The sequence below is a fragment of the Halomonas elongata genome (genome assembly GCF_029081005.1).
Lineage (GTDB): Bacteria > Pseudomonadota > Gammaproteobacteria > Pseudomonadales > Halomonadaceae > Halomonas > Halomonas elongata_B.
The window spans coordinates 1-23,246 of record NZ_JAJQTQ010000029.1 but is presented as its reverse complement, the minus strand read 5'-3'; the positions used below and the strand labels follow the sequence as shown (position 1 = coordinate 23,246).

General features: G+C 65.3%; 20 protein-coding genes. 5 read left to right on the top strand and 15 right to left on the bottom strand.

Translation table 11 applies throughout. From position 1 onward, the window contains the following. The first annotated feature begins 211 nt into the window (after positions 1-211). Complete coding sequence (gene rne / locus LU493_RS16640) at positions 212-3,670, top strand: ribonuclease E (protein ID WP_275288926.1); 3,459 nt, start codon at positions 212-214, stop codon at positions 3,668-3,670. Between the two features lie 183 nt (positions 3,671-3,853). Here the strand turns inward: rne and LU493_RS16635 are convergent, their stop codons facing one another. From LU493_RS16635 to LU493_RS16620, 4 genes are all read right to left on the bottom strand, one after another. After that, a complete protein-coding gene (locus tag LU493_RS16635) occupies positions 3,854-4,432 on the bottom strand; it encodes an antibiotic biosynthesis monooxygenase (RefSeq protein ID WP_275288925.1) in 579 nt (192 codons plus the stop codon). 39 nt (positions 4,433-4,471) lie between these two features. Further along, positions 4,472-5,410: a pirin family protein gene (locus tag LU493_RS16630; protein ID WP_275288924.1), complete on the bottom strand. Its 939-nt coding sequence runs from the start codon at positions 5,408-5,410 to the stop codon at positions 4,472-4,474. Between the two features lie 65 nt (positions 5,411-5,475). Continuing rightward, positions 5,476-6,099, bottom strand: coding sequence for an isochorismate family cysteine hydrolase YcaC (gene ycaC / locus LU493_RS16625; protein WP_275288923.1), 624 nt, complete (start codon positions 6,097-6,099; stop codon positions 5,476-5,478). 74 nt (positions 6,100-6,173) lie between these two features. Next, entirely contained in the window at positions 6,174-7,043 is an 870-nt protein-coding gene (locus LU493_RS16620; RefSeq protein WP_275288922.1) for a pirin family protein, read from the bottom strand. Positions 7,044-7,164: 121 nt separating this feature from the next. Between LU493_RS16620 and LU493_RS16615 the strand changes: the two genes are divergently transcribed. Next, the gene (locus tag LU493_RS16615) at positions 7,165-8,103 is read left to right on the top strand and encodes a LysR substrate-binding domain-containing protein (protein ID WP_275288921.1); all 939 of its coding nucleotides are present in this window, start codon (positions 7,165-7,167) and stop codon (positions 8,101-8,103) included. Positions 8,104-8,230: 127 nt separating this feature from the next. On the opposite strand, the gene murB is transcribed toward LU493_RS16615, so the two are convergent. From murB to LU493_RS16580, 7 genes are read right to left on the bottom strand one after another with little or no spacing between them, the layout of a single operon-like run. Next, positions 8,231-9,256, bottom strand: a complete 1,026-nt coding sequence (gene murB / locus LU493_RS16610; protein ID WP_275288920.1) for a UDP-N-acetylmuramate dehydrogenase — start codon at positions 9,254-9,256, stop codon at positions 8,231-8,233. Further along, positions 9,253-9,732, bottom strand: a complete 480-nt coding sequence (locus LU493_RS16605) for a low molecular weight protein-tyrosine-phosphatase (protein ID WP_275288919.1) — start codon at positions 9,730-9,732, stop codon at positions 9,253-9,255. The genes murB and LU493_RS16605 overlap by 4 nt, the downstream gene beginning before the upstream one ends. Continuing rightward, positions 9,729-10,517: a 3-deoxy-manno-octulosonate cytidylyltransferase gene (gene kdsB / locus LU493_RS16600; protein ID WP_275288918.1), complete on the bottom strand. Its 789-nt coding sequence runs from the start codon at positions 10,515-10,517 to the stop codon at positions 9,729-9,731. The genes LU493_RS16605 and kdsB overlap by 4 nt, the downstream gene beginning before the upstream one ends. A gap of 9 nt (positions 10,518-10,526) precedes the next feature. Beyond that, the gene (locus LU493_RS16595) at positions 10,527-10,736 is read right to left on the bottom strand and encodes a Trm112 family protein (RefSeq protein WP_275288917.1); all 210 of its coding nucleotides are present in this window, start codon (positions 10,734-10,736) and stop codon (positions 10,527-10,529) included. A 54-nt stretch (positions 10,737-10,790) separates the two neighbouring features. Next, complete coding sequence (lpxK, locus tag LU493_RS16590) at positions 10,791-11,783, bottom strand: tetraacyldisaccharide 4'-kinase (RefSeq protein WP_275288916.1); 993 nt, start codon at positions 11,781-11,783, stop codon at positions 10,791-10,793. Next, a complete protein-coding gene (msbA, locus tag LU493_RS16585; protein ID WP_275288951.1) occupies positions 11,780-13,522 on the bottom strand; it encodes a lipid A export permease/ATP-binding protein MsbA in 1,743 nt (580 codons plus the stop codon). Before msbA ends, lpxK begins: the two co-directional genes overlap by 4 nt. Next, a complete protein-coding gene (locus tag LU493_RS16580; RefSeq protein ID WP_275288915.1) occupies positions 13,522-15,861 on the bottom strand; it encodes a DNA internalization-related competence protein ComEC/Rec2 in 2,340 nt (779 codons plus the stop codon). Before LU493_RS16580 ends, msbA begins: the two co-directional genes overlap by 1 nt. Before the next feature lie 120 nt (positions 15,862-15,981). Between LU493_RS16580 and LU493_RS16575 the strand changes: the two genes are divergently transcribed. Next, positions 15,982-16,641: a DUF2062 domain-containing protein gene (locus LU493_RS16575; RefSeq protein ID WP_275288914.1), complete on the top strand. Its 660-nt coding sequence runs from the start codon at positions 15,982-15,984 to the stop codon at positions 16,639-16,641. Here the strand turns inward: LU493_RS16575 and LU493_RS16570 are convergent. Then, positions 16,547-17,272 carry an ABC transporter ATP-binding protein gene (locus LU493_RS16570; protein ID WP_275288913.1) on the bottom strand — a complete coding sequence of 242 codons (726 nt, stop codon included), beginning with the start codon at positions 17,270-17,272 and terminating at the stop codon, positions 16,547-16,549. The two genes, LU493_RS16575 and LU493_RS16570, sit on opposite strands and share 95 nt — an antisense overlap. Further along, entirely contained in the window at positions 17,265-18,506 is a 1,242-nt protein-coding gene (locus tag LU493_RS16565; protein ID WP_275288912.1) for a lipoprotein-releasing ABC transporter permease subunit, read from the bottom strand. Before LU493_RS16565 ends, LU493_RS16570 begins: the two co-directional genes overlap by 8 nt. 144 nt (positions 18,507-18,650) lie before the next feature. Here LU493_RS16565 and LU493_RS16560 point away from each other — a divergent pair, with 144 nt between their 5' ends. Together LU493_RS16560 and LU493_RS16555 are read left to right on the top strand one after the other, a co-directional pair. Beyond that, complete coding sequence (locus LU493_RS16560) at positions 18,651-19,709, top strand: agmatine deiminase family protein (protein WP_275288911.1); 1,059 nt, start codon at positions 18,651-18,653, stop codon at positions 19,707-19,709. Continuing rightward, on the top strand, positions 19,706-20,608 hold the full coding sequence (locus tag LU493_RS16555) for a carbon-nitrogen hydrolase (protein ID WP_275288910.1): 903 nt from the start codon (positions 19,706-19,708) through the stop codon (positions 20,606-20,608). The genes LU493_RS16560 and LU493_RS16555 overlap by 4 nt, the downstream gene beginning before the upstream one ends. Before the next feature lie 270 nt (positions 20,609-20,878). Here the strand turns inward: LU493_RS16555 and LU493_RS16550 are convergent, their stop codons facing one another. Together LU493_RS16550 and argJ are read right to left on the bottom strand one after the other, a co-directional pair. Further along, positions 20,879-21,826: a Nudix family hydrolase gene (locus LU493_RS16550; RefSeq protein WP_275288950.1), complete on the bottom strand. Its 948-nt coding sequence runs from the start codon at positions 21,824-21,826 to the stop codon at positions 20,879-20,881. 88 nt (positions 21,827-21,914) lie between these two features. Further along, on the bottom strand, positions 21,915-23,144 hold the full coding sequence (argJ, locus tag LU493_RS16545; RefSeq protein ID WP_275288909.1) for a bifunctional glutamate N-acetyltransferase/amino-acid acetyltransferase ArgJ: 1,230 nt from the start codon (positions 23,142-23,144) through the stop codon (positions 21,915-21,917). Between the last annotated feature and the right edge of the window lie 102 nt (positions 23,145-23,246).

Genomic DNA, 23,246 nt, shown 5'->3' with positions numbered 1-23,246 from the left:
TTCGCCTTCGTCGATGCATGGAAGCCCAAGGGCTTGATGATCGTCGCGAGAGGCACGGGTTTCGAGACATGGTTGGCGATCCAGCACGCCGCCCAGGCGGCGCCAGCACGGGATCCCCGCACCTGGCCGGAATACCGAGCCCGACGCCGCCCGACATCAGGTTCATGGAGCTGTCTGGGCGCCCACCGGCGCGTCCATTTTGCGAGACGCCATGAAACGGATGCTCATCAATGCGACCCAGCCCGAAGAGCTGCGCGTCGCTCTGGTCGATGGACAACGCCTCTACGACCTGGACATCGAATCCGGTGCCCGGGAACAGAAAAAAGCCAACATCTATCGCGGCAAGATCACCCGCGTCGAACCCTCACTGGAAGCCGCCTTCGTCGACTTCGGTGCCGAACGTCACGGTTTTCTTCCCCTCAAGGAAGTCTCTCGCGACTACTTCATCAAGGAACCCTCGGGACGCCCCAGCATCAAGGAGGTCCTCAAGGAGGGGCAGGAAGTCATCGTCCAGGTCGACAAGGAAGAACGTGGCAACAAGGGCGCGGCCCTGACCACCTTCATCAGCCTGGCCGGCCGCTTCCTGGTACTGATGCCCAACAATCCCCGCGCCGGCGGTATCTCCCGCCGTATCGAGGGTGAGGAACGCGCCCAGCTCAAGGACGCCATGGGCCAGTTGACCGTGCCCGACAAGATGGGCCTGATCGTGCGCACCGCCGGCATCGGCCGTTCCCCCGAAGAGCTGCAGTGGGACCTGGACTATCTGGTACAGGTCTGGGAGTCGATCACCGGCGAGGCCGGCAAGCGCCCTGCTCCCTTCCTCATCTATCGCGAGTCCAACGTCATCATTCGCGCCATGCGCGACTATCTCCGCCAGGACATCGGCGAGGTACTGATCGACAGCGAGGAAGTGCACCAGGAGGCGCTCACCTTCATTCGCCAGGTGATGCCTTCCTATCAGCAGAAGATCAAGCGCTATGCCGACGAGGTGCCGCTGTTCTCGCGCTTCCAGATCGAATCGCAGATCGAGACCGCCTACGAGCGCGAGGTCAAGCTGCCCTCCGGCGGCTCCATCGTCATCGACCATACCGAGGCCCTGGTCTCGATCGACATCAACTCGGCACGCGCCACCCGCGGCAGCGATATCGAGGAAACCGCGCTGCAAACCAACCTCGAAGCCGCCGACGAGATCGCCCGACAGTTGCGTCTGCGCGATATCGGCGGCCTGGTGGTCATCGACTTCATCGACATGAGCCCGGCCCGCAATCAGCGCGACGTCGAGAACCGGGTGCGCGATGCGCTCAAGATCGACCGCGCCCGAGTGCAGATCGGTCGCATCTCGCGCTTCGGTCTGATGGAAATGTCCCGCCAGCGCCTGCGGCCTTCACTCGGCGAGACCAGCGGCGTGGTCTGCCCGCGCTGTGACGGTCAGGGCACCATCCGCGACGTTCGCTCCATCTCGCTGTCGATCATGCGCCTGATCGAGGAAGAGGCCATGAAGGAGCGCAGTGCCCAGATCCGGGCCATTCTGCCCGTTCCCGTGGCCACTTACCTGCTCAACGAGAAACGCAGCGTGCTGGCCGACATCGAACAGCGCCAGGACGTGCGCGTGGTGTTGCTGCCCCATCCCGACATGGACACGCCGCACTACGACGTGCAGCGCCTGCGTGACGACCACGTCGACGAGGAAGGCGGCATCCAGTCCAGCTTCGAGCTCTCCACCGACACCGAGGTCGGTCGCGAACCCGAGGCGGCCTTCGGCAAGCCCGTCAAACGTGACGAGGCCGCGGTCAAGACCGTCGTGCACCATGAGCCGGCCCCAGCGTCCCTGCAGCAGGACACCCCGAGCCAGCCCGTCGCCAAACCGGCTGCCGCCCCCGTGCCGACCCAACGCGAGGGCGTGCTGGGTCGACTGGTCAAGGGCTTCACCCGCCTGTTGAACGGCGAAGAGGACGCTACCGGCGGCCAGGCCGACGCCCGCACCACCCAGTCGCGTAACGAAGCACCGACGCGCGACACCAGCACCGATCGACGCCAAGGCAAGAACGACCAGAGCGGCACCTCCTCCTCTTCCGGCGGTGGAAGTGGTCGCCAACGCAATCGTCGCCAGCGCTCGGACCGGCCCGACAGCGCCCGCAATGATAACCGCGGCACCAGCAATGCCAAGGGGCAGTCTCAGGGAGACGACAAGTCGTCCACGTCCGACAGCCAGGGTCGCGGCAACCGCGGCGGTCGTGGTCGTCGTCAGGACGATGGTCGTGGCAACGCCCAGGAAACGCGCGGCTCCTCCTCCAAGGACACGCGCAAGAACCAGGACAGCCAGGGCAAGGGTCAGGATAACCAGGGCAAGAACCCGGATAGCCGCGCCAAGTCCCAGGACAACCGCAAGTCCAGCGACAACGAGCGCCAGAAGGGCAACACCGAGCCCGCCAAGACCGAGCGCAAGAGCGACGACGCCAAGTCGGCGGCCTCCGACAAGCCCAAGCGCACTCGCAACAACCCGCGCCAGCGCAGCCGTCAGCATGCCTTGAACCCCAAGGCCGAGGCCGAGCAGAAACGCCTGCAGGAAGAGGCTGCCCGGGAAGCATCCCAGGCCGACGCCAACGGCACGGCAGGCCAGGACGCCGCCCCCAAGGCCGAGGTGCCGACGTCCGAAACGCCGAAGCCGGAGAAGGCTCAGGCCAGGACCGAGGACAAGACCGCCGATAGCCAGCCGGCCGACGCTGCCAAGGTCGAGACCACCGCACCCAAGGCCGCCGAGCCCAGGGTGGAAACGTCACCGGCCGAGACCTCGAAGCCCGAACCGGCCAAACAGCCGGAGAAGACTCAGGCCAGGACCGAGGACAAGGCGGCCACTAGCCAGCCGGCCGACGCTGCCAAGACCGAGGCGACCACACCCAAGGCCGCCGAGCCCGGGGCGGACGCGTCAACGGCCGAGACCTCGAAGCCCGAACCGGCCAATCAGCCGGAGAAGGCTCAGGAGCCGACCGAGGCCAAGGCGACCGCTGATCAGCCTGCCGAGACCGCCACGTCAGAGGCAACCGCGCCCAAGGCTGAGGCCAAGGCCGAAGCGAGTGCCGAGCCCAAGGCCAAAGCTCCTCAGGAAAAGGCACCTCAGGCCAAGGCGCCTCAAACCGAGTCGACCAGGCAGCCGGAGAAGGCTCAAGCCAGGACCGAGGACAAGGCGACCGTTAGCCAGCCGGCCGACGCTGCCAAGACCGAGGCCACCTCGCCCAAGGCCACCGAGCCCGGGGCGGACGCGTCACCGGCCGAAACACCGAAGTCCGAACCGGCCAATCAGCCGGAGAAGGCTCAGGAGCCGACCGAGGCCAAGGCTGCCGCTGATCAGCCTGCCGAGACCGCCAAGTCAGAGGCAACCGCGCCCAAGGCTGAGACCAAGGCCGAAGAGAGCGCCGAGCCCAAGGCCAAAGCTCCTCAGGAAAAGGCACCTCAGGCCAAGGCGCCGACCAATCAGCCGGAGAAGACCCAGGCCGGGACCGAGGACAAGGCCGCCGATAGCCAGCCGGCCGAACCGACCCAGCTCGACGGTCAGGACGAGACGGACGGTGCATCGCCGTCCCGGCGTCGCCGCCGCCGGGCGCATAACGATCCTCGGGAAATCCGTCGACGCGAAAAGGAAGCCAAGCGTCAGGAAGGTGGCCAGGGCTGACCCCCGGCTTCCATGACGAAAAACGCCCGTGGCCACCTGGTCACGGGCGTTTTTCATTCAAGGGACTTCCGAAACGGGACACCAGGATCTGCGCTCGGCGGCTGAAAATCCACTCGGCATGCTCATTGACTCTCTGCTAGCCATGCGAGTGAGAAACGGCACATGACGGCCAACGAGCACGACTCACCGAAACATCCATTTCGCCACGAGACGAACGACCCGAGGCATCACGACATAGACGACAAGGCCTACGATCGTGGCCGCGAACAGTCCGTTGCGAACTCCCCAGATGTCGAGTTGCGGGATGAGTGACAGGACGGGCTGCCAGAGGATCGGCACGATCATGGTGAGCGGCCAGATCACCGCCGTGGTGACCACCCACTGCTTCCAGCGCACGGGCTGCTGGCGATTCGCCGCAGGAACCGTGAACCAGTAATCGATGCCACTATGAATCTCGATGGCTTCCTCCTGCTGCAAGGCAGGCCGGATCTCCTCGATGAGCCGGCGTCGATCCTCGGAATGGCGCCAGCGATCGGCTTCGTCTTCCGTGGCAAAACGCAGTGCGATCTCGTAATCCTGACTGCCTGCCGGCGGTCGCATCACATGTACGCCTTGATGGCCGCAATAACGGCCGGCCACTTCGATGATACGGCGTAGCCAGTCTTCATAGCGCTCGCTGGCATCGGGATTCACCCGATGCTGGATACGAATGGTGATACTGCTCCCCGAGGGGGAGGAGATGGAAGATGACGTCATGGACATGATGGTCACTCGATGAAGAGCCGTGGCATAGCGGGATCATCACTTCCAGGGCAACGGCGGCGGCATCAGTCGCTCGCCATCGTATCCCTCGATGGTTCCGAAACGTTCATGCCCCGCTTCCCAGTCACGCTGGGCCTGGATGATCTCCGCCCTGCTGTGACCGACGAAGTTCCACCAGATCAATATCTCCTCGCCGAGCGGCTCTCCCCCTACCAGGATGGCATGTCCCCCGGCGGGAAGAGACAGGGTGACGGATGAGCGACCACGCCCCAGGTAGGCCATTTCATTCGCCGAGAAGACATCCCCCTCGATATCCAGGGAACCTTCCAGGGGAAGGACGCCATACTCGAAGTCCTCTCGCAGCGACAACGACAGCGTGGTGCCTTCACGGCAGGCCAGATCGACGCCGACCAGCTCCGAAAAAGCGAGAGTCGGCGCACGCCGGCCCTCGAACTCCCCGGTCAGCAAGGTATGATCGACACCTTGCGACGTCCAGCCGGGTAGATCGGGGTAATGATCGAAACGCGGCTCGGTCCGCCGATGCGCATCGGGCAAGGCGATCCACAACTGGGCGGCATGCAGGTGCGTCTCGCCGGCAATCGATTCCTCGGTATGGCTGATACCCCGCCCTGCCGTCATCAGATTGACCTGGCCGGGACGGATGACCTGCTCGTTGCCCAGGCTGTCACGGTGCAGCACCTTGCCTTCGATCATCCAGGTAAAGGTCTGAAGACCGATGTGCGGATGCGGACCGACACGCAAGCCGCCGGCGTCTCCCTTGAAGACGGCGGGACCCGCATGATCCAGAAAGCACCAGGCCCCCACCAGGCGCCGGTGGCGGGAAGGCAGCACCCGGTTCACCTCGATGCCACCGACATCGGCGGTGCGGGGCGACACATGCTGTACCTGGCGCTTGCCCTCGATGACCGGGCAATCCATCGAGGATGCCACCTCACGATCGTCCACCTGTGTGCTCATGATGCTGTCCCCCTTTCGTTCGGTAATCGGGAAAGACTCGACCCCGAAGGGCCGAGCCTGACACGTCAGGATCTCGCCTGTTGAGCATAGCTCTGCATGAGGTTGGAATAGGCCGGCAGATGACCGGCCAGCAGCCCCCCGAATCCTTCGATGTCGTTGCGCCAGTCACGGTGCAGCTCGCCACCGACAGCGAACCAGGTCATCAACTGGGCACCGGCCTGGGACATGCGATTCCAGGCCGCATCCCGTGTTGTCTGGTTGAAGGTGCCCGAGGCATCGGTGACCACGAACACCTCATAGCCTTCCTCCAGTGCCGAGAGCACCGGAAAGGCCACACAGACCTCGGTCACGACCCCGGCAATGAGCAGTTGCTTCTTGCCGGTGGCCTTGATGGCATCGACGAAATCCTGATTGTCCCAGGCATTGATCTGTCCCGGGCGCGCAATATAAGGCGCGTTCGGGAATGCCTCCTTGAGCTCCGGCACCATGGGACCATTGGGACCATCCTCGAAGCTCGTGGTAAGAATGGTCGGAATCTCGAAGAACTTGGCAATGTCGGCCAGTGCCAGCACATTGTTCTTGAAATCATTCGGGCTGAAGTCACGCGCCAGGGACAGAAGCCCTGCCTGGTGATCGACCATCAACAGTGCCACATCGTCCTTGTTCAATCGCTGATAGGTAAAGGACATGCTCATTCTCCTCTTGCGGCTGGAAATCCCGGTAACCCCATCGGCTACCGGGCAACACACCAGCGGCCGAGCCGCTAGTCGCTCAGGACGCCATACCGACCGTCCTGAAATTCTCTGAAGGCCCGATGAATTTCCTCCGCGGAGGTCATGACGAAGGGGCCGTGTCCCACGACGGGCTCGTCGATGGGTTCACCGCTCAGCAGCAGCAACCTGGCATCGTTGTTGGCCTCGAGGTGCAACGCCTCGCCACGCCGCTCAAAGACCGCCACGGCCTCATCGCGCACGACCGTGTCGCCGTTGACGAGCACGGTACCGTCCAGCACGACCAGCAGGGTCGTGTGGCCATCGGGCACGGACATTGCCGCATCCCCGCCGGCAACAAGCCGAATGTCCCACATGTTGATCGCCGTGAACGTCCTGGCCGGTCCCTGATGCCCAGCATAGTCGCCGGCCACGACACGCACCTCTCCGCTCTTCCCCTCCAGCGGCACGCGAGGAATATCCGCCTCGAGAAGGGTTTGATAAGCTGGAGGCGCATCCTTGTGGCGGGCTGGCAGGTTGACCCATAACTGCACCATCTCGAGCAGACCGCCGCTTTCGGTAAAGGCCTGCGAGTGGAACTCCTCGTGGACGATTCCGGCACCGGCCGTCATCCATTGGACATCCCCCTTGCCGATGCGACCGCCGCCGCCCGAAGAATCCCGATGCTCGAGTTCCCCTTCGTAGACGAGCGTAACGGTTTCAAATCCACGGTGGGGATGCGCCCCCACACCCCGCGGCGTCGTGCCTGGCTGAAACGTATGGGGCCCCGCATGGTCGAGCAGCAGAAATGGACTGAGATGCTGTGCTCCCATGCGGTCATAGGTGAACAAGGAGCGCACGGGAAAGCCGTCTCCGACCCAGTGTCCTCGGGGAGCGCCGTATACACCCTGGATCTTCTTCATCGTCGGACTCCTGTTTGGTGAAGGAGGCATGGAGCCTCGATGACCAGAAGGCTATTTCAAGAACGAAGATCCATCTAGACGGCTTTTTCGGGAATGACCGTCCCAATTATAGGACGACAAGATGCAAGACCTCAACGATCTCTATTACTTTGTCCAGGTCGTGGATCACGGCGGTTTCGCCCCTGCCGGCCGGGCGCTCGGAATTCCAAAGTCGAAGCTCAGCCGTCGCATCATCCAGCTCGAGGAGCGCCTGTCGACGCGGCTGATCAACCGTTCGACACGACGCTTCTCCGTCACCGATCTGGGACAGGCCTATTACCGGCACTGTGTCGCGATGCTGGTGGAGGCCGAGGCCGCCGAGGAACTGATCGAGCGCAACCATGCACAACCACGGGGCACAGTGAAGCTCAGTTGCTCACCGAGCGTATTGCACTATCTGATTACCCCGTTGCTGGTCCGCTTCATGAGCCATTGCCCGCACGTCAATGTGCAGGTGGAGGCTACCAGCCGGCGAGTCGATGTGATCAAGGAAGGCTTCGATCTGGCAATCAGGATACGCTTCCCTCCCCTGGAGGATAGCGACCTGACCATGAAAGTGCTGGCCAGAAGCCCTCAACGACTGATGGCGGCCCCGAGTCTCATCGAACGCTACCCCGTTCCCGAAACGCCGGCCGATCTCCGGGCTCTACCCAGCCTGGATTTTGCGCAATACGACAAGCAGCATGTCTGGGACCTGGTCGGTCCGGAGGGCGCCACGGCCCAGATTCACCATCACCCACGCCTGGTCACGGACAGCGCCGAGACGCTGCACCAGGCCGCCCTGGCAGGACACGGCGTCGTCAAGCTGGCCATGTTGGTCGGCCACCGCGACCTGGCCAGGCATGACCTGATCGACGTCCTGCCCGGCTGGGAACCCCGAGGCGGCATCCTGCATGCGGTATTTCCCTCGCGCCGAGGCCTGCTGCCCGCCGTGCGTGCCTTCCTGGATTTTCTGGACGAACACATCGAGGAGGAGGACTTCTTGACCCTCCAGCATGGGGAGACGGGAGAGCGACGGTAGAAGAGATAGGCATGGCCGCGGGGGGCTCGAGCCGGCAAGCGACGGCCATGAGTGGGTCCTGGCCCGAGTACCCGGTCACGATCGATGTTCCGTACCTGAGCCGGGCGACGGCTGCCGGGACATGCCGTCATTTTCCCGTGTCCGCTTCTCCCAGCAGACGTGGCTCTCGTTCGAGGGAAACGCCAAAGGTGCTCTGTACCCGTTCGGCCACCTCGGCGGCCACCTCCAGCAGCTCCTCGGCGGTCCCCCCGCCATGGTGCACCAGCACCAGGGCCTGTCGGTCATGGACACCGAAATGCCCATGCCGCCATCCTTTCAGACCGCATCGATCGATCAACCAGCCCGCCGCCAGCTTGACCCCGACGGCCTGGGGGAATTGCGGCATGTCCGGATACTCGGCATGCAGCGACGAGGCGTGTTCGGGCGAAACGACGGGGTTCTTGAAGAAGCTCCCGGCATTGCCGAGCCGGGCCGGATTCGGCAGTTTCTCGCGTCGCACGGCGCTGACGGCCTCGGCGACCTCGAGTGATGAAGGCGTCGCGGAGACGCGTTGCGATAGGTCCCCGTAATCCAGGCGCGGCGCCGCATGGCGTGACAGCCGCAGGACCAGCCCGGTGATCGCCACTCGCCCGGCCAGTTCACGCTTGAAGATGCTGTCGCGATAGCCGAAGGCGCACTCATCGGGCGTCATCGTCGTCTCGCGTCCATCCTCAAGCGATACCACGCGAACACTTTCCAGCACCTCGTGGAGTTCCACGCCATAGGCCCCGATGTTCTGGATCGGCGCCGCCCCGCAGTGGCCGGGAATCAACGCCAGATTCTCGACGCCCCACAGGCCGCGGCGTGCCAGCGCCATCACCAGGTCATGCCACACCACACCGGCCTCGACATGCACCAGTACCTCCCGCTCACGCTCTTCCAGCCACCAGTCCGCCATCGCCGGCTGGATGACCAGGCCCGACAGGGTCGCCGGCAGGATCACGTTGCTTCCGCCACCAAGCAGCAGCGGCCGGCATTGCTGCCGCTCGGCCAGCGCCAGTACCTCCGCCAGTTGTTCCGGCGACGCAGGGGCAACGAAGCGCTCGACACGACACGGCAGCCCCAGGGTATTGAGGCGGGAAAGGTCGTGATCGCGCCTGACATCCAGGCTCAAGATGACGTCTCCAGGCGCTCTCGTATACTGTCCAGCAGGCCCCGAGAGGCGGTTTCCAGCAGGTCCATCATGTCCTCGAATCCTCGCTCCCCGCCGAAGTAGGGGTCGGGGACCGGCGTGTCGGGTAGGCCGGCAAACGCCAGGAACAGCCCGATATGCGCCCGGCAGTCCGCTGGGCACCGAGCCTGCAGGGCGGCGAGATTGTCCTCGTCCATGGCCAGCAGATAGTCGAAGCGTTCGAAATCGGCCGCCTCGAGCTGCCGCCCGCGTAGCCCACCGATATCCAGGCCACGACGCGACGCCGCCTTGCGGGCACGCGGATCGGGCGCCTCCCCGACATGCCAGGGGCCGACCCCGCAGGAATCGATCTCGACGCGATCGGCCAGGCCGGCCTCGTCGAGCATCCGACGAAACATGCCTTCGGCAGTGGGCGAGCGGCAGATATTGCCGAGGCAGACGAAGAGTACCCGGATCATGCTTCCCCTCCCTGGCCACGCAGCCACTCACGTACTCGCTCGAGGTCCTCGGCCGTATCCACACCGGGCGGATGAGGTTCCCGGGCCAAGCCGACCTGAATGGCATGGCCATGATGCAGGGCCCTCAACTGCTCGAGCTGTTCGAGCTGTTCCAGGGGCGACGGCGCCCAGTCACGGTATTCGGCGAGAAAGCTCGCGCGATAGGCATAGATGCCGATATGCCTCAGCCAGGCATCGGTCCGGAGCAGTTCGGGAGGCTCGGCGAAGGCGTCTCTATCCCAGGCCTCTCTATTCCAAGGGATGGGCGCCCGCGAGAAGTAGAGCGCCCTCCCCGAGCCTCCGCGCACCACCTTCACGGCATTGGGGTTGAACAGCGTCTCGACATCGGTGATCGGCTCGGCAAGCGTGGCGATGGAGGCGCCGGGATCGTCGAACAGCCGCATGGCCACCTGGTCGATCAGGGCCGGCGGAATCAGGGGTTCGTCGCCCTGAACATTCACCAGCACGGCATCGTCGGGCAGTGCCAGCCGCTCGGCGACCTCGGCCAGTCGATCGGTTCCCGAAGGGTGATCGTCCCGAGTCATCACTACCTCGGCATCCCGCCCGTCGAACGCGCCACGGATGCGCTCGTCATCGGTGGCCACCACCACCCGGGCGGCGGCACTGTCCCGCGCCCGACGCCAGACATGAGCGACCATCGGCTCCCCGGCGATATCCAGCAACGGCTTGCCCGGCAGGCGCGTGGAGGCGAAGCGCGACGGAATCACGGCAATGAAATCCTGCATGCTTCCCCCTCAGGCCCCACCATCGCGTCCGGGAGACGCCGGCAGTTTCTCGTCGACATCCATCTGTCTGGCCTCATCGGGCAGCATGACAGGAATATCGTCGCGCACGGGGTACGCCAGGCCGTCGTAACGGCACAGCAGTTCGCCGGCCTCGCGGTCGTATTTCAGCTTGCCCTTGCACAGCGGGCATACCAGCATCGCCAGCAGTTCCTTGTCCATGTCGTCGCCTCCATGAGCGATTTCGTCGGCCATTTCAGAGCATGGCACGGGGGTTCATGACCTCGCCAGGCGCGTGTCCAGCCAGTCGACGAAGGCCGGTTCGGGCGCCGCTTCCACATCCAGGCTCCAGGCCTCGGTGATCAGTCCCCGGCACTTGACCGCATCCTTGGCGGTCATCACCACCGGCCGGTCGTCGTCGAAAGCCAGATCGGCGGCGCTGAAACGGTGGTGATCGCCGAAGGCATGCGCCTCGAACTCGACACCGAGCTCACGCAGGGTCTCGAAGAAGCGCGCCGGCCGACCGATCCCGGCCAGAGCGTGCACCGGCCCGGCGAAGGGGGGCGGCGACAGGCTCCGTCGACGCCCATCCTCCAGGGCACGCCAGGCGACGGGCGCCAGGTACATGGCATGGCCGGACGCCAGCGTCTGCCGATGCATCCGACCGTTGATCATCACCGCATCCACGGTGGAGAGACGCTCGACGGGCTCGCGCAAGGGACCGGCCGGCAGGCAGTGCCCGTTGCCCAGGCCACGGTGGCCATCGACCACGACGATTTCCAGGTCACGGCCCAGCGCCAGATGCTGAAGGCCGTCGTCGCTGATCAGGATGTCGCATCCCGCCTCCAGCAAACGACGCCCGCCCCGGGGACGATCCGGGTCGACCACCACGGGACAACCGGTCTGATCGGCCAGCATGCGCGGCTCGTCACCGCTCTCCGCGACCGGGGTGTCCGCCTCGAGATACAGGGGATACCGGTCGGACCGGCCGCCATAGCCCCGCGACAGGATCCCCGGCGTCCATCCCGCCTCGCCGAGATGGCGCGCCAGCCAGGCCACCAGCGGCGACTTGCCGGTTCCCCCGAGAGTAATGTTGCCCACCACGATCACCGGCACCGGCGCACGCCATACCGCTCGCCGCCCATCGGCATAGGCTTGCGCCCGGCGGCGCATCACGCGGCGATAGAGCATTTCCAGCGGACGCAGCACCATGAGCCAGCGTTCGCTGCCATAGGCCGCTTCCAGCCAGCGCTCGGCGAACGAGGTCATGCCGGCTCGCTCTCCCGAAACTGCAGACGATGCAGGGCCGCGTAGGCGCCGTCCCGGGACAGCAGCTCGGCATGACTGCCCTGCTCGACGATCTCGCCGGCTTCCATCACCAGGATGCGGTCGGCACGCTCGATGGTCGACAGGCGATGCGCGATGACGAAGGTGGTGCGATCGCGACATACCTCTTCCAGGGCTGCCTGGATGTAGCGCTCCGACTCGCTATCCAATGCCGAGGTGGCCTCATCAAGGACCAGCAGCGGCGCATCCTTGTAGATCGCCCGGGCAATGGCCAGGCGTTGGCGCTGACCGCCCGACAACATGACACCATTCTCCCCCACCACGGTGTCATAGCCTTCCGTCAGGTCCTCGATGAACTCGTGGGCATGGGCGGCGCGGGCGGCGGCCTCGATGGCATCTGGGTCGGCACGCTCAACGCCATAGGCGATATTGTCGGCGATACTCGCGTTGAACAGCGTGACCTGCTGGGATACCAGGGCGATACACCGTCGCAACGGCGCCAGTCGATAGGTATCGAGGGGGATGTCATCGATCAGGATACGCCCCGCCGTGGGACGGTAGAAGCGTGGCAACAGGCCCATCAGGGTCGACTTGCCGCTGCCCGACCGACCGACGATGGCGACCATCTCGCCCGCTGACACCTCCAGATCGATGCCCTTGAGCACCTCGGGCTGATCATCGCCATAGGCGAAACGCACGCCCTCGAAACGAACGTGCCCTTCCAGGCGTCCCGGTTCCCGATCGCCCGAGTCCTCCTCGGGTTCCTCCTCGAGCAGGCCGAACAGCTCACCGGCCGCGGCGATCCCCTTCTGAACGGTGGCATTGATCTCGGTGAGCTGGCGTACCGGCTTGGCCATCAGGGAAGCGGCGGTGATGAAGGCCACGAACTCGCCGGGGGTCATGTCCGCCATCAACGCCGGCGACATGGCCAACCACACCAGTGCCGCCAGGGCGAAGGCCACCAGCAGCTGGATGATCGGCGTGCTGGTGGCCTTGGTCAGGGCCTCCTTCATGCTCTGGCGACGGTTGACCTCGCTGGCCTCGGCGAAGCGCGCCTTCTCGTAGGACTCGGCACCGTGGGTGCGTACCACCCGATAACCGGACAGCGCCTCGGACGCCACATGGGTCACATCCCCCATGGAGCGCTGGATACGCTGCGAGATGCGCCGAAAACGCTTGCTGGCGTAACTGACCACACCGCCGATGATCGGTGTCACGGCGAGGAACAGCAGCGTCAGCATCCAGTTGGTCCACAACAGATAGGCGATCAGGCCGAGCACGAAGAGCCCTTCGCGCAGCAGAATGGTGATCGCCTTGGTCGCGGCGCCGGTCACCTGCTCCACATGGTAGGTGACCCGCGAGATCAGATGGCCTGAGGAATGCGCATCGAAGAAACGCCCGGGCAGGTGCAGCATGTGATTGAAGACGTCGCAGCGCAGCGCATGCACCAGGTTGCGTGCCACATGGCTCATGAAATAGGTGCCGAGGAAGGTTCCCAGCCCACGAAAGGCGAACATGCCCACCACGAACAGGGGGAGCCATAGCCGAAAGGCGGCATCCGGATCCTGGATACCGTCGATCAGCCGTTTCATCATTTCGGCCAGCGCCGTGCTCGAGGCTGCGTAAAGCAGATAGCCCACGATGGCCAGGGCGAAGGCTCGCCAGTGCGGCCTGACGTAACCCAGCAGACGCTTGTAGAGAGCCCAGCCGGAATGTTCGATCACGGTGTCTCCGCTTCGGTGGATGGCGGTGCGGGCAAGCCCGGCAGCGTTGCAGGGGATTCTAACGCAAGGCAGCCCCGGCCGACACCGCCGGACCGCCAGGACAAGGGGCGCTCGGTGACGATGTGCGGGTCGTCACGCCCGCCCAGTGTCAATGTCAGAGCGCCGTCATGGGCGGTACTCCACAGGCAGGTACCGGCATTCCGGAAACGCCGCACCACCTCGGAGGCAGGATGACCGAAGCGACTGTCGCGTGCGGCACTGAAGATGACCGCTTCGGGCATCAGCCGACGCACCAGATAAGGCCCGGAACTGGTACGGCTGCCATGGTGCCCCGCCACCAGTACCGTGACCGATCCCGCCAGGTCCCCCATGAAGCTGCGCTCCACCCGTCGCCCGACGTCACCGGGTATCAACAACCGATGGGCCCCGGCGGTGGCCAGCAGGACGCAGGAACGGTCATTGTCGGACAATCCCTCGGCCCCTGGCGGCGGCCAGAGGAAACGGAACTCGACGCCATCGCGTTCCCAGGTCCGCCCCGCTCGGCAAGGGTCAGCCGTGATCGGCAAGGCCTCGCCCGATGGCGCCAGGTAACGATCGACGATGTGCTCGGCGTCGAGGGCCGCCAGGCCACCGGCATGGTCCTGGTCGCCATGACTGACGATGACCTCGTCGAAAGCCTGACCGGGTGCCCAGAGCGTCTCGAGCGGCATGAAGCCGGAGCCGAAACGCGGCCCGGTATCCACCAGGACGCGATAATCGGCGGTGCGCAGCTCCACCAGCTGTCCCTGACCGACATCGTACACCCGCGCCCAGAGCGTGCCCCGAGCGGGCTCGGCGACCGATAGCCCGACGCCACCGATCGCCAGCAACAGGGTTCCGACCACTCGCCAGCATCGGTCCAGGCCCGGCAAGGCCCAGAGTGCACCGACAAGCCCCAGGCCGATGGCCAGAGGCCAGCGCTGTTCAGGTGCCGGTTGCCAGAGGGGCAAGATCGTCACGGCGGTTTCCAGAGTGGCGGCCAGGCCTCGGGTCAAGACGGCAAACAGGCTCCAGCAGGCCATCGAGAGCGCCGGCACCCAGGCCAGCAACCAGCCTGCCAGTCCCAGGGGCACCATCAGACCACTGACCAGCGGCACGGCGACCAGGTTGACCAGTGGCGCGGCCGGCGCGAGCCGTCCGAACGCCAGCAGCACGGCCGCCGCCATGACCGGTGCCAGCAGCCACTGGGTACGTACCAGGGCCAGACACCAGCCTCGTACGCCTCGAGGCCTCGCCCTTCCCTGCCAGATCAGGATCAACAACGCCACGGCGAGAAAGGAAAGCCACAATCCCGGCCGCCAGGCGGACAGGGGGTCGAGCAGCAGGACCAGTGCCAGTGCCAGCCACCAGGCCTGCCAGGTCCCCGGTGCGTGACGACCGCTGGCGACCCAGAGCCCGACCAGCGTCATGACCAGGGCGCGCAATGCCGGCGCCTCGAGGCCCGCCAGGACGGCATAGCCGGTGGCCGTCATGCCGGCGAGCCACCAGGGCCAGATCGCCATGCGCCAGCGCCCCGGTGCCAGGCCACGGGCCAGCAGGCGCGACATTCCCAGTGCGAAGGTGGCCACCAGGCCGATATGCAGGCCGGAGATCACCACCAGGTGCGTGGTGCCGCTGGCATTGAGCAGTTCCCAGTCCGACGTCTCGAGTCGCCGTTCCGCCCCCAGGGTCAAGGCCGCCAGCCAACGTGCAGCCCGTGGCGCCAGCGCTTGAGCATCGAGATGTGTCAGGGCCAGCCCGCGCACCGAGGCATCGGCCTCGGACAGTCGTCGTGCCGCTGGCGACTGACGCAGATAGCCGGTGGCCTGGATGCCCTCGCGCCAGAGCCAACCGCGATAGTCGAAGGTCCCCGGGTTGGCGAACCCCGAAGGCGGCCGCAGGCGGGCCGTCAATCGCCAGCGCTCCCCCGCCTGGATATCAGGCCCCTGGTAGACGCTCAGTCGTGCTCGGGAAAGATGATCACAAGGAGGCAGCCCGGCTGCCAGCGGCCGGCAAGCGTCGACCGACAGATCGAGACGTGCCACCCCCGCCTGGCGCGAAACATCGAGCACTCGCGCGTCGAGACGCACATCCTGGCGGCTCAGGCCCGGCGCCAGTTCACCGCCGGCCACCAGCAGTACGCGCACGACAACGAGCATCATCACCGCCACCAGCAGGCTCTCACGCCGGCGACGCCACACCAGGCACCAGAGGCCGATGGCCCCCAGCCCCTGCAGCAACGCCGTCGTGGCGAAGGCCCCCATCGATACGCCCGCCAGGGTAGCGAGCGCCAGGGGGATGGCCCATCCCTGTCTCATCCCGTCATCCCTGATAGGCCCACGACATCCACATGAATCGCATCGTCCACCAGAGTGGCGTGGCGAGACACATGGCTTGTATGGATAATAGCCCTTGTTTCGAAGCCGCGAGCCTATCTCATGCCGCGCCGACTCCTGCAGCGCTACCTGCCACATCCCGATACGCTCAGGCGCCAACGCTCGCTGCGCTTCATGGGCCAATTGATCGGCAATCCCTCACTATGGGTGCTATCCCGGCGCAGCGTGGCCAATGCCTTCTTCGTGGGGCTGTTCTGCGCCCTGCTGCCGATCCCCTTCCAGATGGCCCTGGCGGCACTGGGTGCCTGGCTGATGCGCGCCAACCTGCCGCTATCCGTGGGTCTGGTCTGGATCACCAATCCGCTGACCATGCCGCTGATCTTCTACGGCAACTACCGAATCGGCGCCTGGCTGCTGGACGGCCCGGTACGGGCAGCGCCGGATCGCCTGTCGACGCGCTGGATCGCCGAGCAGATGCTCGACATCCTGCCGGCCCTGGCGCTCGGCTCACTGGCGGCAGCGATGGTCTGCGGCATCGCCGGCAGCCTGATCATTCGACTGCTGTGGCGTTGGCAGGTGGTGCGCAGCTGGAAGCGCCGCGCCGCACGGCAGCGGCACCTCCGGCGGATGGAGCGGCCGACGGACGGGCCGCTCCTGAAGGACAGGATCAGTCGGGGGAGGCGTCGTCGGTCAGACGACCGCCATCCAGACGCAGGACACGATCCTGGTGCGCGGCCAGGCCCGGATCATGGGTCACGATGACGAAGGCACACGCCGCCGTCTCGGACAGTTCGTCCATCAGCGCCAGGATGCTCGCCGCCGTCGATTGATCGAGATTGCCGGTGGGCTCATCCATCAGCACCAGGCTCGGATCGGTCACCAGGGCTCTGGCGATGGCCACCCGCTGACGTTCCCCGCCGGACAGTTCCCCGGGTTTATGGGCGGCCCGCTCGCGCATGCCGACCCGCGCCAGGATCTCCATGGCCCGTTTCTCGGCCTCACGCTTGCGCTGACCGCGAACGATCAGCGGCAAGGCGGCATTCTCCAGGGCCGTGAATTCGGCAAGCAGGTGGTGGAACTGATAGACGAAGCCGATATGGCGGTTGCGGAAGCGACCGAGGGTCGCATCGCCCATGGTGTGCAGCACCTCGCCGGCAACACGTACCTCGCCATGGCTGGGCCGATCCAGCCCGCCCAGCAGGTTGAGCAGGGTCGTCTTGCCCGACCCCGAACTGCCCACCACGGCGACGCGCTCGCCGGCCCGCACATCGAGTTCCAGTGCATCCAGTACGGTGAGGTCTCGCGGCCCCTCGCGATAGGTGCGCGTCAGTTCGCGGCATGCCAGCATCACCTCGCCCGCCACCGTGTCTCGAGTCATGGCCATATCACTCATAGCGCAGCACCTCCGCGGGTTGGACCTTGGCGGCGCGCCAGGCCGGATAAAGCGTCGACAGGAAGGTCAGGACGAAGGCCGCCAGCACGATGTTGCCGACATCGGACCACAGCAGTTGCGAGGGCAGCTCACTGATGAAATAGACCCCGGCGTCGAGAAAGTGAACGCCGAAGGTCGATTCGACGAAGGCGATGATGTCGGACACGGTCAGGGCCAGCAGAACGCCCAGCCCCACCCCGATCAGGATACCGATCACGCCGATCGCCATCCCCTGGACCATGAAGATACCCATGATCGAGCGTGGCGTGGCGCCGATGGTGCGCAGTATAGCGATATCGGCATGCTTGTCGGTGACCACCATCACCAGGGTGGAGACGATATTGAAGGCCGCGACCGCGATGATCACGGTGAGCAGCAGCGCGATCATGCGCTTCTCCATCTGGATGGCCTGGAAGAGGTTGCCTCGGGTATAGGTCCAGTCGAGGCCCCGATATCCCGACCCCAGGTCATCGATGATCGACTGGGTCACGCTGCCGGCCATGAACAGATCATCGAGCTCCAGACGCAGCCCCCCGACGGCATTCCCCATCCGCGCCAGGGTCTGCATGTCCTCGATATTGGCGTAAGCCAGGTTGGCATCCAGGTCGGCACCGACACTGAAGGTGCCGCTGACCGTGAAGCGCTTGAGCCTGGGGAAGACGCCGGCCGGCGTGATCGAGGCCTCGGGTACCAGCAGCGTCACGTTGTCACCCACGCCGACCCCGAGCTGACGCGCCAGCGTCGAGCCCAGCACGACGTTCCACTCCCCCGGGACCAGATCGTCGAGGCTCCCCTGTGTCATGTGCTCGTCGACGATCGACACGCGACGTTCCCAGTCGGGCTTGATACCGTTGACCATGGCACCGTGGTTACGCCCGTCCACCGAGAACATGCCTTGCTGCTCGATATAGGGCGCCGCCCCGATGACATGCTCGCGCTGGGTCAAACGCTCGGCGAGTGACTCCCACTCGGTCATGCCCGAGGGCTTCTCGATCTGGGTGTGGGGCACCATGCCCAGTATGCGAGTCCGCAGCTCCCGGTCGAAGCCGTTCATCACGGAAAGCACCAGGATCAACACTGCCACGCCCAGTGTCAGGCCCAGCATGGAGGTCAGGGAAATGAAGGAGATGAAGTGGTTACGCCGCTTGGCGCGAACATAGCGCAACCCGATCAGTAGTGGCAGACGATCCAGCATATCAGCGTTCCTTGTCGGCGGGCGCTCATGGTAAGGCTTTTTGGACCCGGCTGCATCGACCCGACCATGCATTTGCGCGATCCTTGCATCATCGGTGTCGCCGGCCTACATTCGCGCATTTCCACACCTCATGAGGCCCGCCCCATGGCCAACCGCCTGTTGCCCGAATGGGCGCCCCAGGACGCCGTGCAACTGACCTGGCCCGGTCCCGGCAGCGACTGGGCACCCTTGCTGGAACGTCTCGAAGCGACTCTCGAGCGTCTGGTGACGGCCATTGCCCGCTATCAGGCGGTGCTGATCGCCGTGCCCGACACCATCGCCCGGGACCGGCTGGCCGACCGTTTCGCCCGGCTCGGCATCCCCGACGATCGCCTGTACCTGATGGTCGCCGAGGCCGATGACACCTGGACCCGCGACCATGGTCCCTTGACCGTCGAGCGAGATGGCGCCCCTCTGTTGCTGGATCATGTGTTCACCGGCTGGGGCGGCAAGTTCGAGGCCTCTCGCGACGACGGACTGACTCGATGCCTCCATGCCCTCGGCGCCTATGCCTGCCCGCTGCAATCTCGCCAGCTGGTCCTGGAAGGCGGCGCCATCGACACCGATGGCGAAGGCGGCCTGTTGACCACCGAGGCCTGCCTGCTCAACGACAATCGCAATCCGGGCCTCGGACGCCGGGACATCGAGGCGCACCTGTCCGAGAATCTCGGCATCGACCGGGTGCTCTGGCTACGTCATGGCCACCTGGAAGGCGACGATACCGACAGTCACGTGGATACCCTGGCACGCTTCTGCGACCCTGCCACCATCGCCTATGTGCACTGCGATGACCCGAGCGATCCCCATTACCCCGAGCTCACGGCCATGGAAAACGAGCTTCGCGCCTTGCGTCGCGCCGACGGCTCGCCCTACCGGCTGATCGCGCTCCCCTGGCCGGCGCCGTGCCTCGACCCCGAAGACGGCCATCGACTGCCCGCCACCTACGCCAACTTCCTGATCATCAATGGCGCGGTACTGGTGCCGATCTACGGCGATGCCGCCGACACGACCGCCCTGACGGCACTCGCCGAGGCGTTTCCGGACCGCGACATCCTGCCCATCGACGCTTCCACGCTGATCCGCCAACATGGCAGCCTGCACTGCCTTGCCATGCAACTGCCACGCGGCACCCTCAACCGTCACCGCGCAGGAGAAGGCTCATGACACGCACCCTCAAGGTCGGCCTGGTTCAGCAGCCCGCCTGGCCCGACAAGTCCCGGAGCCTCGACGAAAGCGAAACCGGCATACGCGAGCTCGCCGCGGCCGGCGCCGAACTGGTGGTGCTCCAGGAGCTGCATGCCACCCATTACTTCTGCCAGTACGAGGACCCCGAGCTGTTCGACCTGGCCGAGCCCTTGGATGGCCCCACCGGGCAACGCCTGGCGGCAGTGGCAGCGGAGCTCGACATCGTGCTGATGGGGTCCGTGTTCGAACGTCGCGCGCCGGGGGTCTACCACAACACCGCCGTGGTCTATGACGGCCAGCGTGGCCGAGTAGGGCACTACCGCAAGATGCATATCCCCGATGACCCGGGCTTCCACGAAAAATTCTATTTCACGCCCGGGGACCACGACGCGGATCGAGGCCAGGGGTTTACCCCCATCGACACCTCGGTGGGACGACTCGGTGTGCTGGTATGCTGGGATCAGTGGTATCCGGAGGCCGCCCGCCTGATGGCCATGGCCGGCGCCGAATTGCTGCTCTACCCCACCGCCATCGGCTGGCACCCACCGGACGATGATGACGAAAAGGCCCGCCAGAAGGACGCCTGGACACTGATCCAGCGCAGCCATGCCGTGGCCAATGGCCTGCCGGTGATCGTGGCCAACCGGGTCGGCCACGAAGCCGATCCTTCCGGCGTCGGTCCAGGCATCGACTTCTGGGGCGGCAGCTTCATCTGCGGCCCCCAGGGAGAACTCCTGGCCCATGGCGGCGAGCAGTCCGAGCGCCTGCTGGTGACCCTGGACCTGGCGCGTGGCGAGCAGACACGACGCATCTGGCCCTTCTTCCGCGACCGGCGTATCGACGCCTATGGTGATCTGGCCCGACGCTACCGGGACTAGCTACGTTACGCGCTGCGCGCGTAGCCGTAAGCCATAAGCTGGAAGCTGGAAGCTGGAAGCTGGAAGCTGGAAGCTGGAAGCTGGAAGCTGGAAGTCAGCATGTGCCCTCCAGCCCCTGAGTCAAAGTGGTTTGCTTCCAGCTTCAAGCTTACGGCCGCGAAGCGGACGATCTTCCAGCTCCGGGCGAAGCCCGGCCGGGTTTTCTTAAAGCTTACAGCTTAACGCTTACAGCTCCCGGCGAAGCCGGGCCGGGCGAAGCCCGGTTGCCGGTCACTTCCAGAAATCGCGGATCGAGGCGATGCCCTGGGCCCCGACGGCCCGGGCGTGATTGGCATCGTGGCGTGTCATGCCGCCCAGCGCGAAGACCGGCATGCCGGCATGCTCGACGAGCTGCTGAAAATCGTGCCAGCCGATCGGCGCCACCTGGGGGTGCGATGGCGTCGTGCGCAACGGCGAGAGCGTGACGAAATCGCAGCCGATCCGACGCGCCTGGGCCAGTTGCTCGTGGTCATGCGTGGACGCCGCAAGCCACTTCTCCTCGCTGATCGGACGACGCTCCAGGCTCATCAGCCGCTCGCTGGTCAGATGGATGCCATCGGCGTCCACTCGCTCGAGCAGGCCAGGTTCACCGTTGAGCATCAGGCGTGCCTCGAAGCGTCGGCACAAGGCCAATGCCTTCTCGGCCCTGGCCACATAGGCGTCTTCATCCAGCGTCTTGGCGCGCAATTGCACCAGTCGCACATCGTCCTCGCGCATGGCGCGCTCCAGACGCTCCAGGAAAACGTCCTCGTCCTCCTCCTCGTCGCTGATCAGATACTCAGTGGGCAGCATCACCGCGCGCAGGATCGGCAGGTTGGCGGCGGGGAACGGATAGCCATGCAACTCCTCCATGGGCACCCAACGCACCGCCTGCCCTTCGCGCCCGAAAGGTTCGCCTGCAAAATCATGCACCTGCCATACATCGAGCAGCACATGCTTGTCGGCGTACTCATGATGGATACGGATCAGCGGCTGGGCACGACGGATCTCCACGCCCAGTTCCTCGTGCAGCTCGCGCTTCAGCGCTTCCAGGCCGGTCTCGTAGGGTGCCAGCTTGCCACCGGGAAACTCCCAGAGGCCGCCTTGATCCACATTGGACGGACGCCGAGCGAGCAATACCTCACGGCCGTCGGCGCTGATGATGGCGGCAGCCGCCACATGCACCCTTCTTTTCACCATTGCGTTCATTTACCTTTCCAACGTTCCCGCCGCATGCGACGGGGATTGCTATGGGGCTATCGACTCGCGGACGCTGTCGCCCGCCTGCTCAGCTTCGGTAGTCGGCGTTGATGGCGACGTATTCCCGCGTCAGGTCCGTGGTCCACACGGTGGCACCGCGATCCCCGCGTCCCAGATCGATGCGAATACCAATTTCCTCCCGGGCCATGGCCTCGCTGCCGGCCTCTTCGGTATAACCCGGAGCGCGACCGCCCTGTTCGACCAGACGTACACCACCGAGGTCGATGGTCACCCGGGATACATCGAAATCCGCCACCGGGGCCCGCCCGACGGCGGCGAGAATCCGTCCCCAATTGGCATCACTGGCGGCCAGCGCCGTCTTGACCAGCGGCGAGTGCGCCACCGTGAAGGCGACATCCAGTGCCTCGTCGCGGGTCACGGCACCATCCACCTGGAGGGTGACGAACTTGGTCGCGCCCTCGCCATCGCGCACGATGGCCTGGGCCAGTTCGTTCATCACCTGCTGCAGGCCATCGCGGAACGCGGCCAGGCGATGCGCATCGTTCACCGCCGCACCACGGCCCGTCGCGATCAGCATGCAGGCATCATTGGTGGAAGTATCACCATCCACGGTGATGCAATTGAAGGAGTGCGCCACCGCCTCGCGCAGCACCTCATCCAGCACGGCCGGCGGAATGGCGGCATCGGTGGCCACGAAGCCCAGCATGGTCGCCATATTGGGCTTGATCATGCCCGAGCCCTTGCTGATGCCGTTGATGGTGACGGTCTCGTCACCCAGAGACACCGTGACACTGGCTCCCTTGGAGCGGGTATCAGTGGTGAGGATCCCCTCTCCTGCCGCACTCCAGCCCTCGGGGCCATCATCCAGGGCCCGCAACGCCTCGGGAAGCCCCGCCAGCAGCCGCTCCATGGGCAGCGTCTCGCCGATGACGCCGGTGGAAAACGGCAGTACCGACGTCGACTCCACATCGACCAGACCGGCCAGCTCCGAGCAGGTGGTCCGGGCATCGCGCAGACCGATCTCCCCGGTGCCGGCATTGGCATTGCCGGTGTTGATCACTAGATAACGCGGCGCCGCCCCGCGAGTGGCGCAGGCCGCCAGGTGATCACGCGCCACCGTCACCGGCGCCGCACAAAAGGCGTTGCGCGTGAAGGTGCCGGATACCGAGGCACCTTCCGGCACCTCGATCACCACCAGATCACGGCGATTCGCCGTCTTGATGCCGGACATCGCCGTGCCCAGCCGCAGCCCTTCGATCCGGGGCATTGCCGGGAAATGCGCCTCGCCCACCGCCATGCTGAGTTCTCCTGTGTTCAGTTGCGCTTCGAGCTTCGAGCTTCGAGCTTCGAGCTTCGAGCTTCGAGCTTCGAGCTTCGAGCTTCGAGCTTCGAGCTTCGA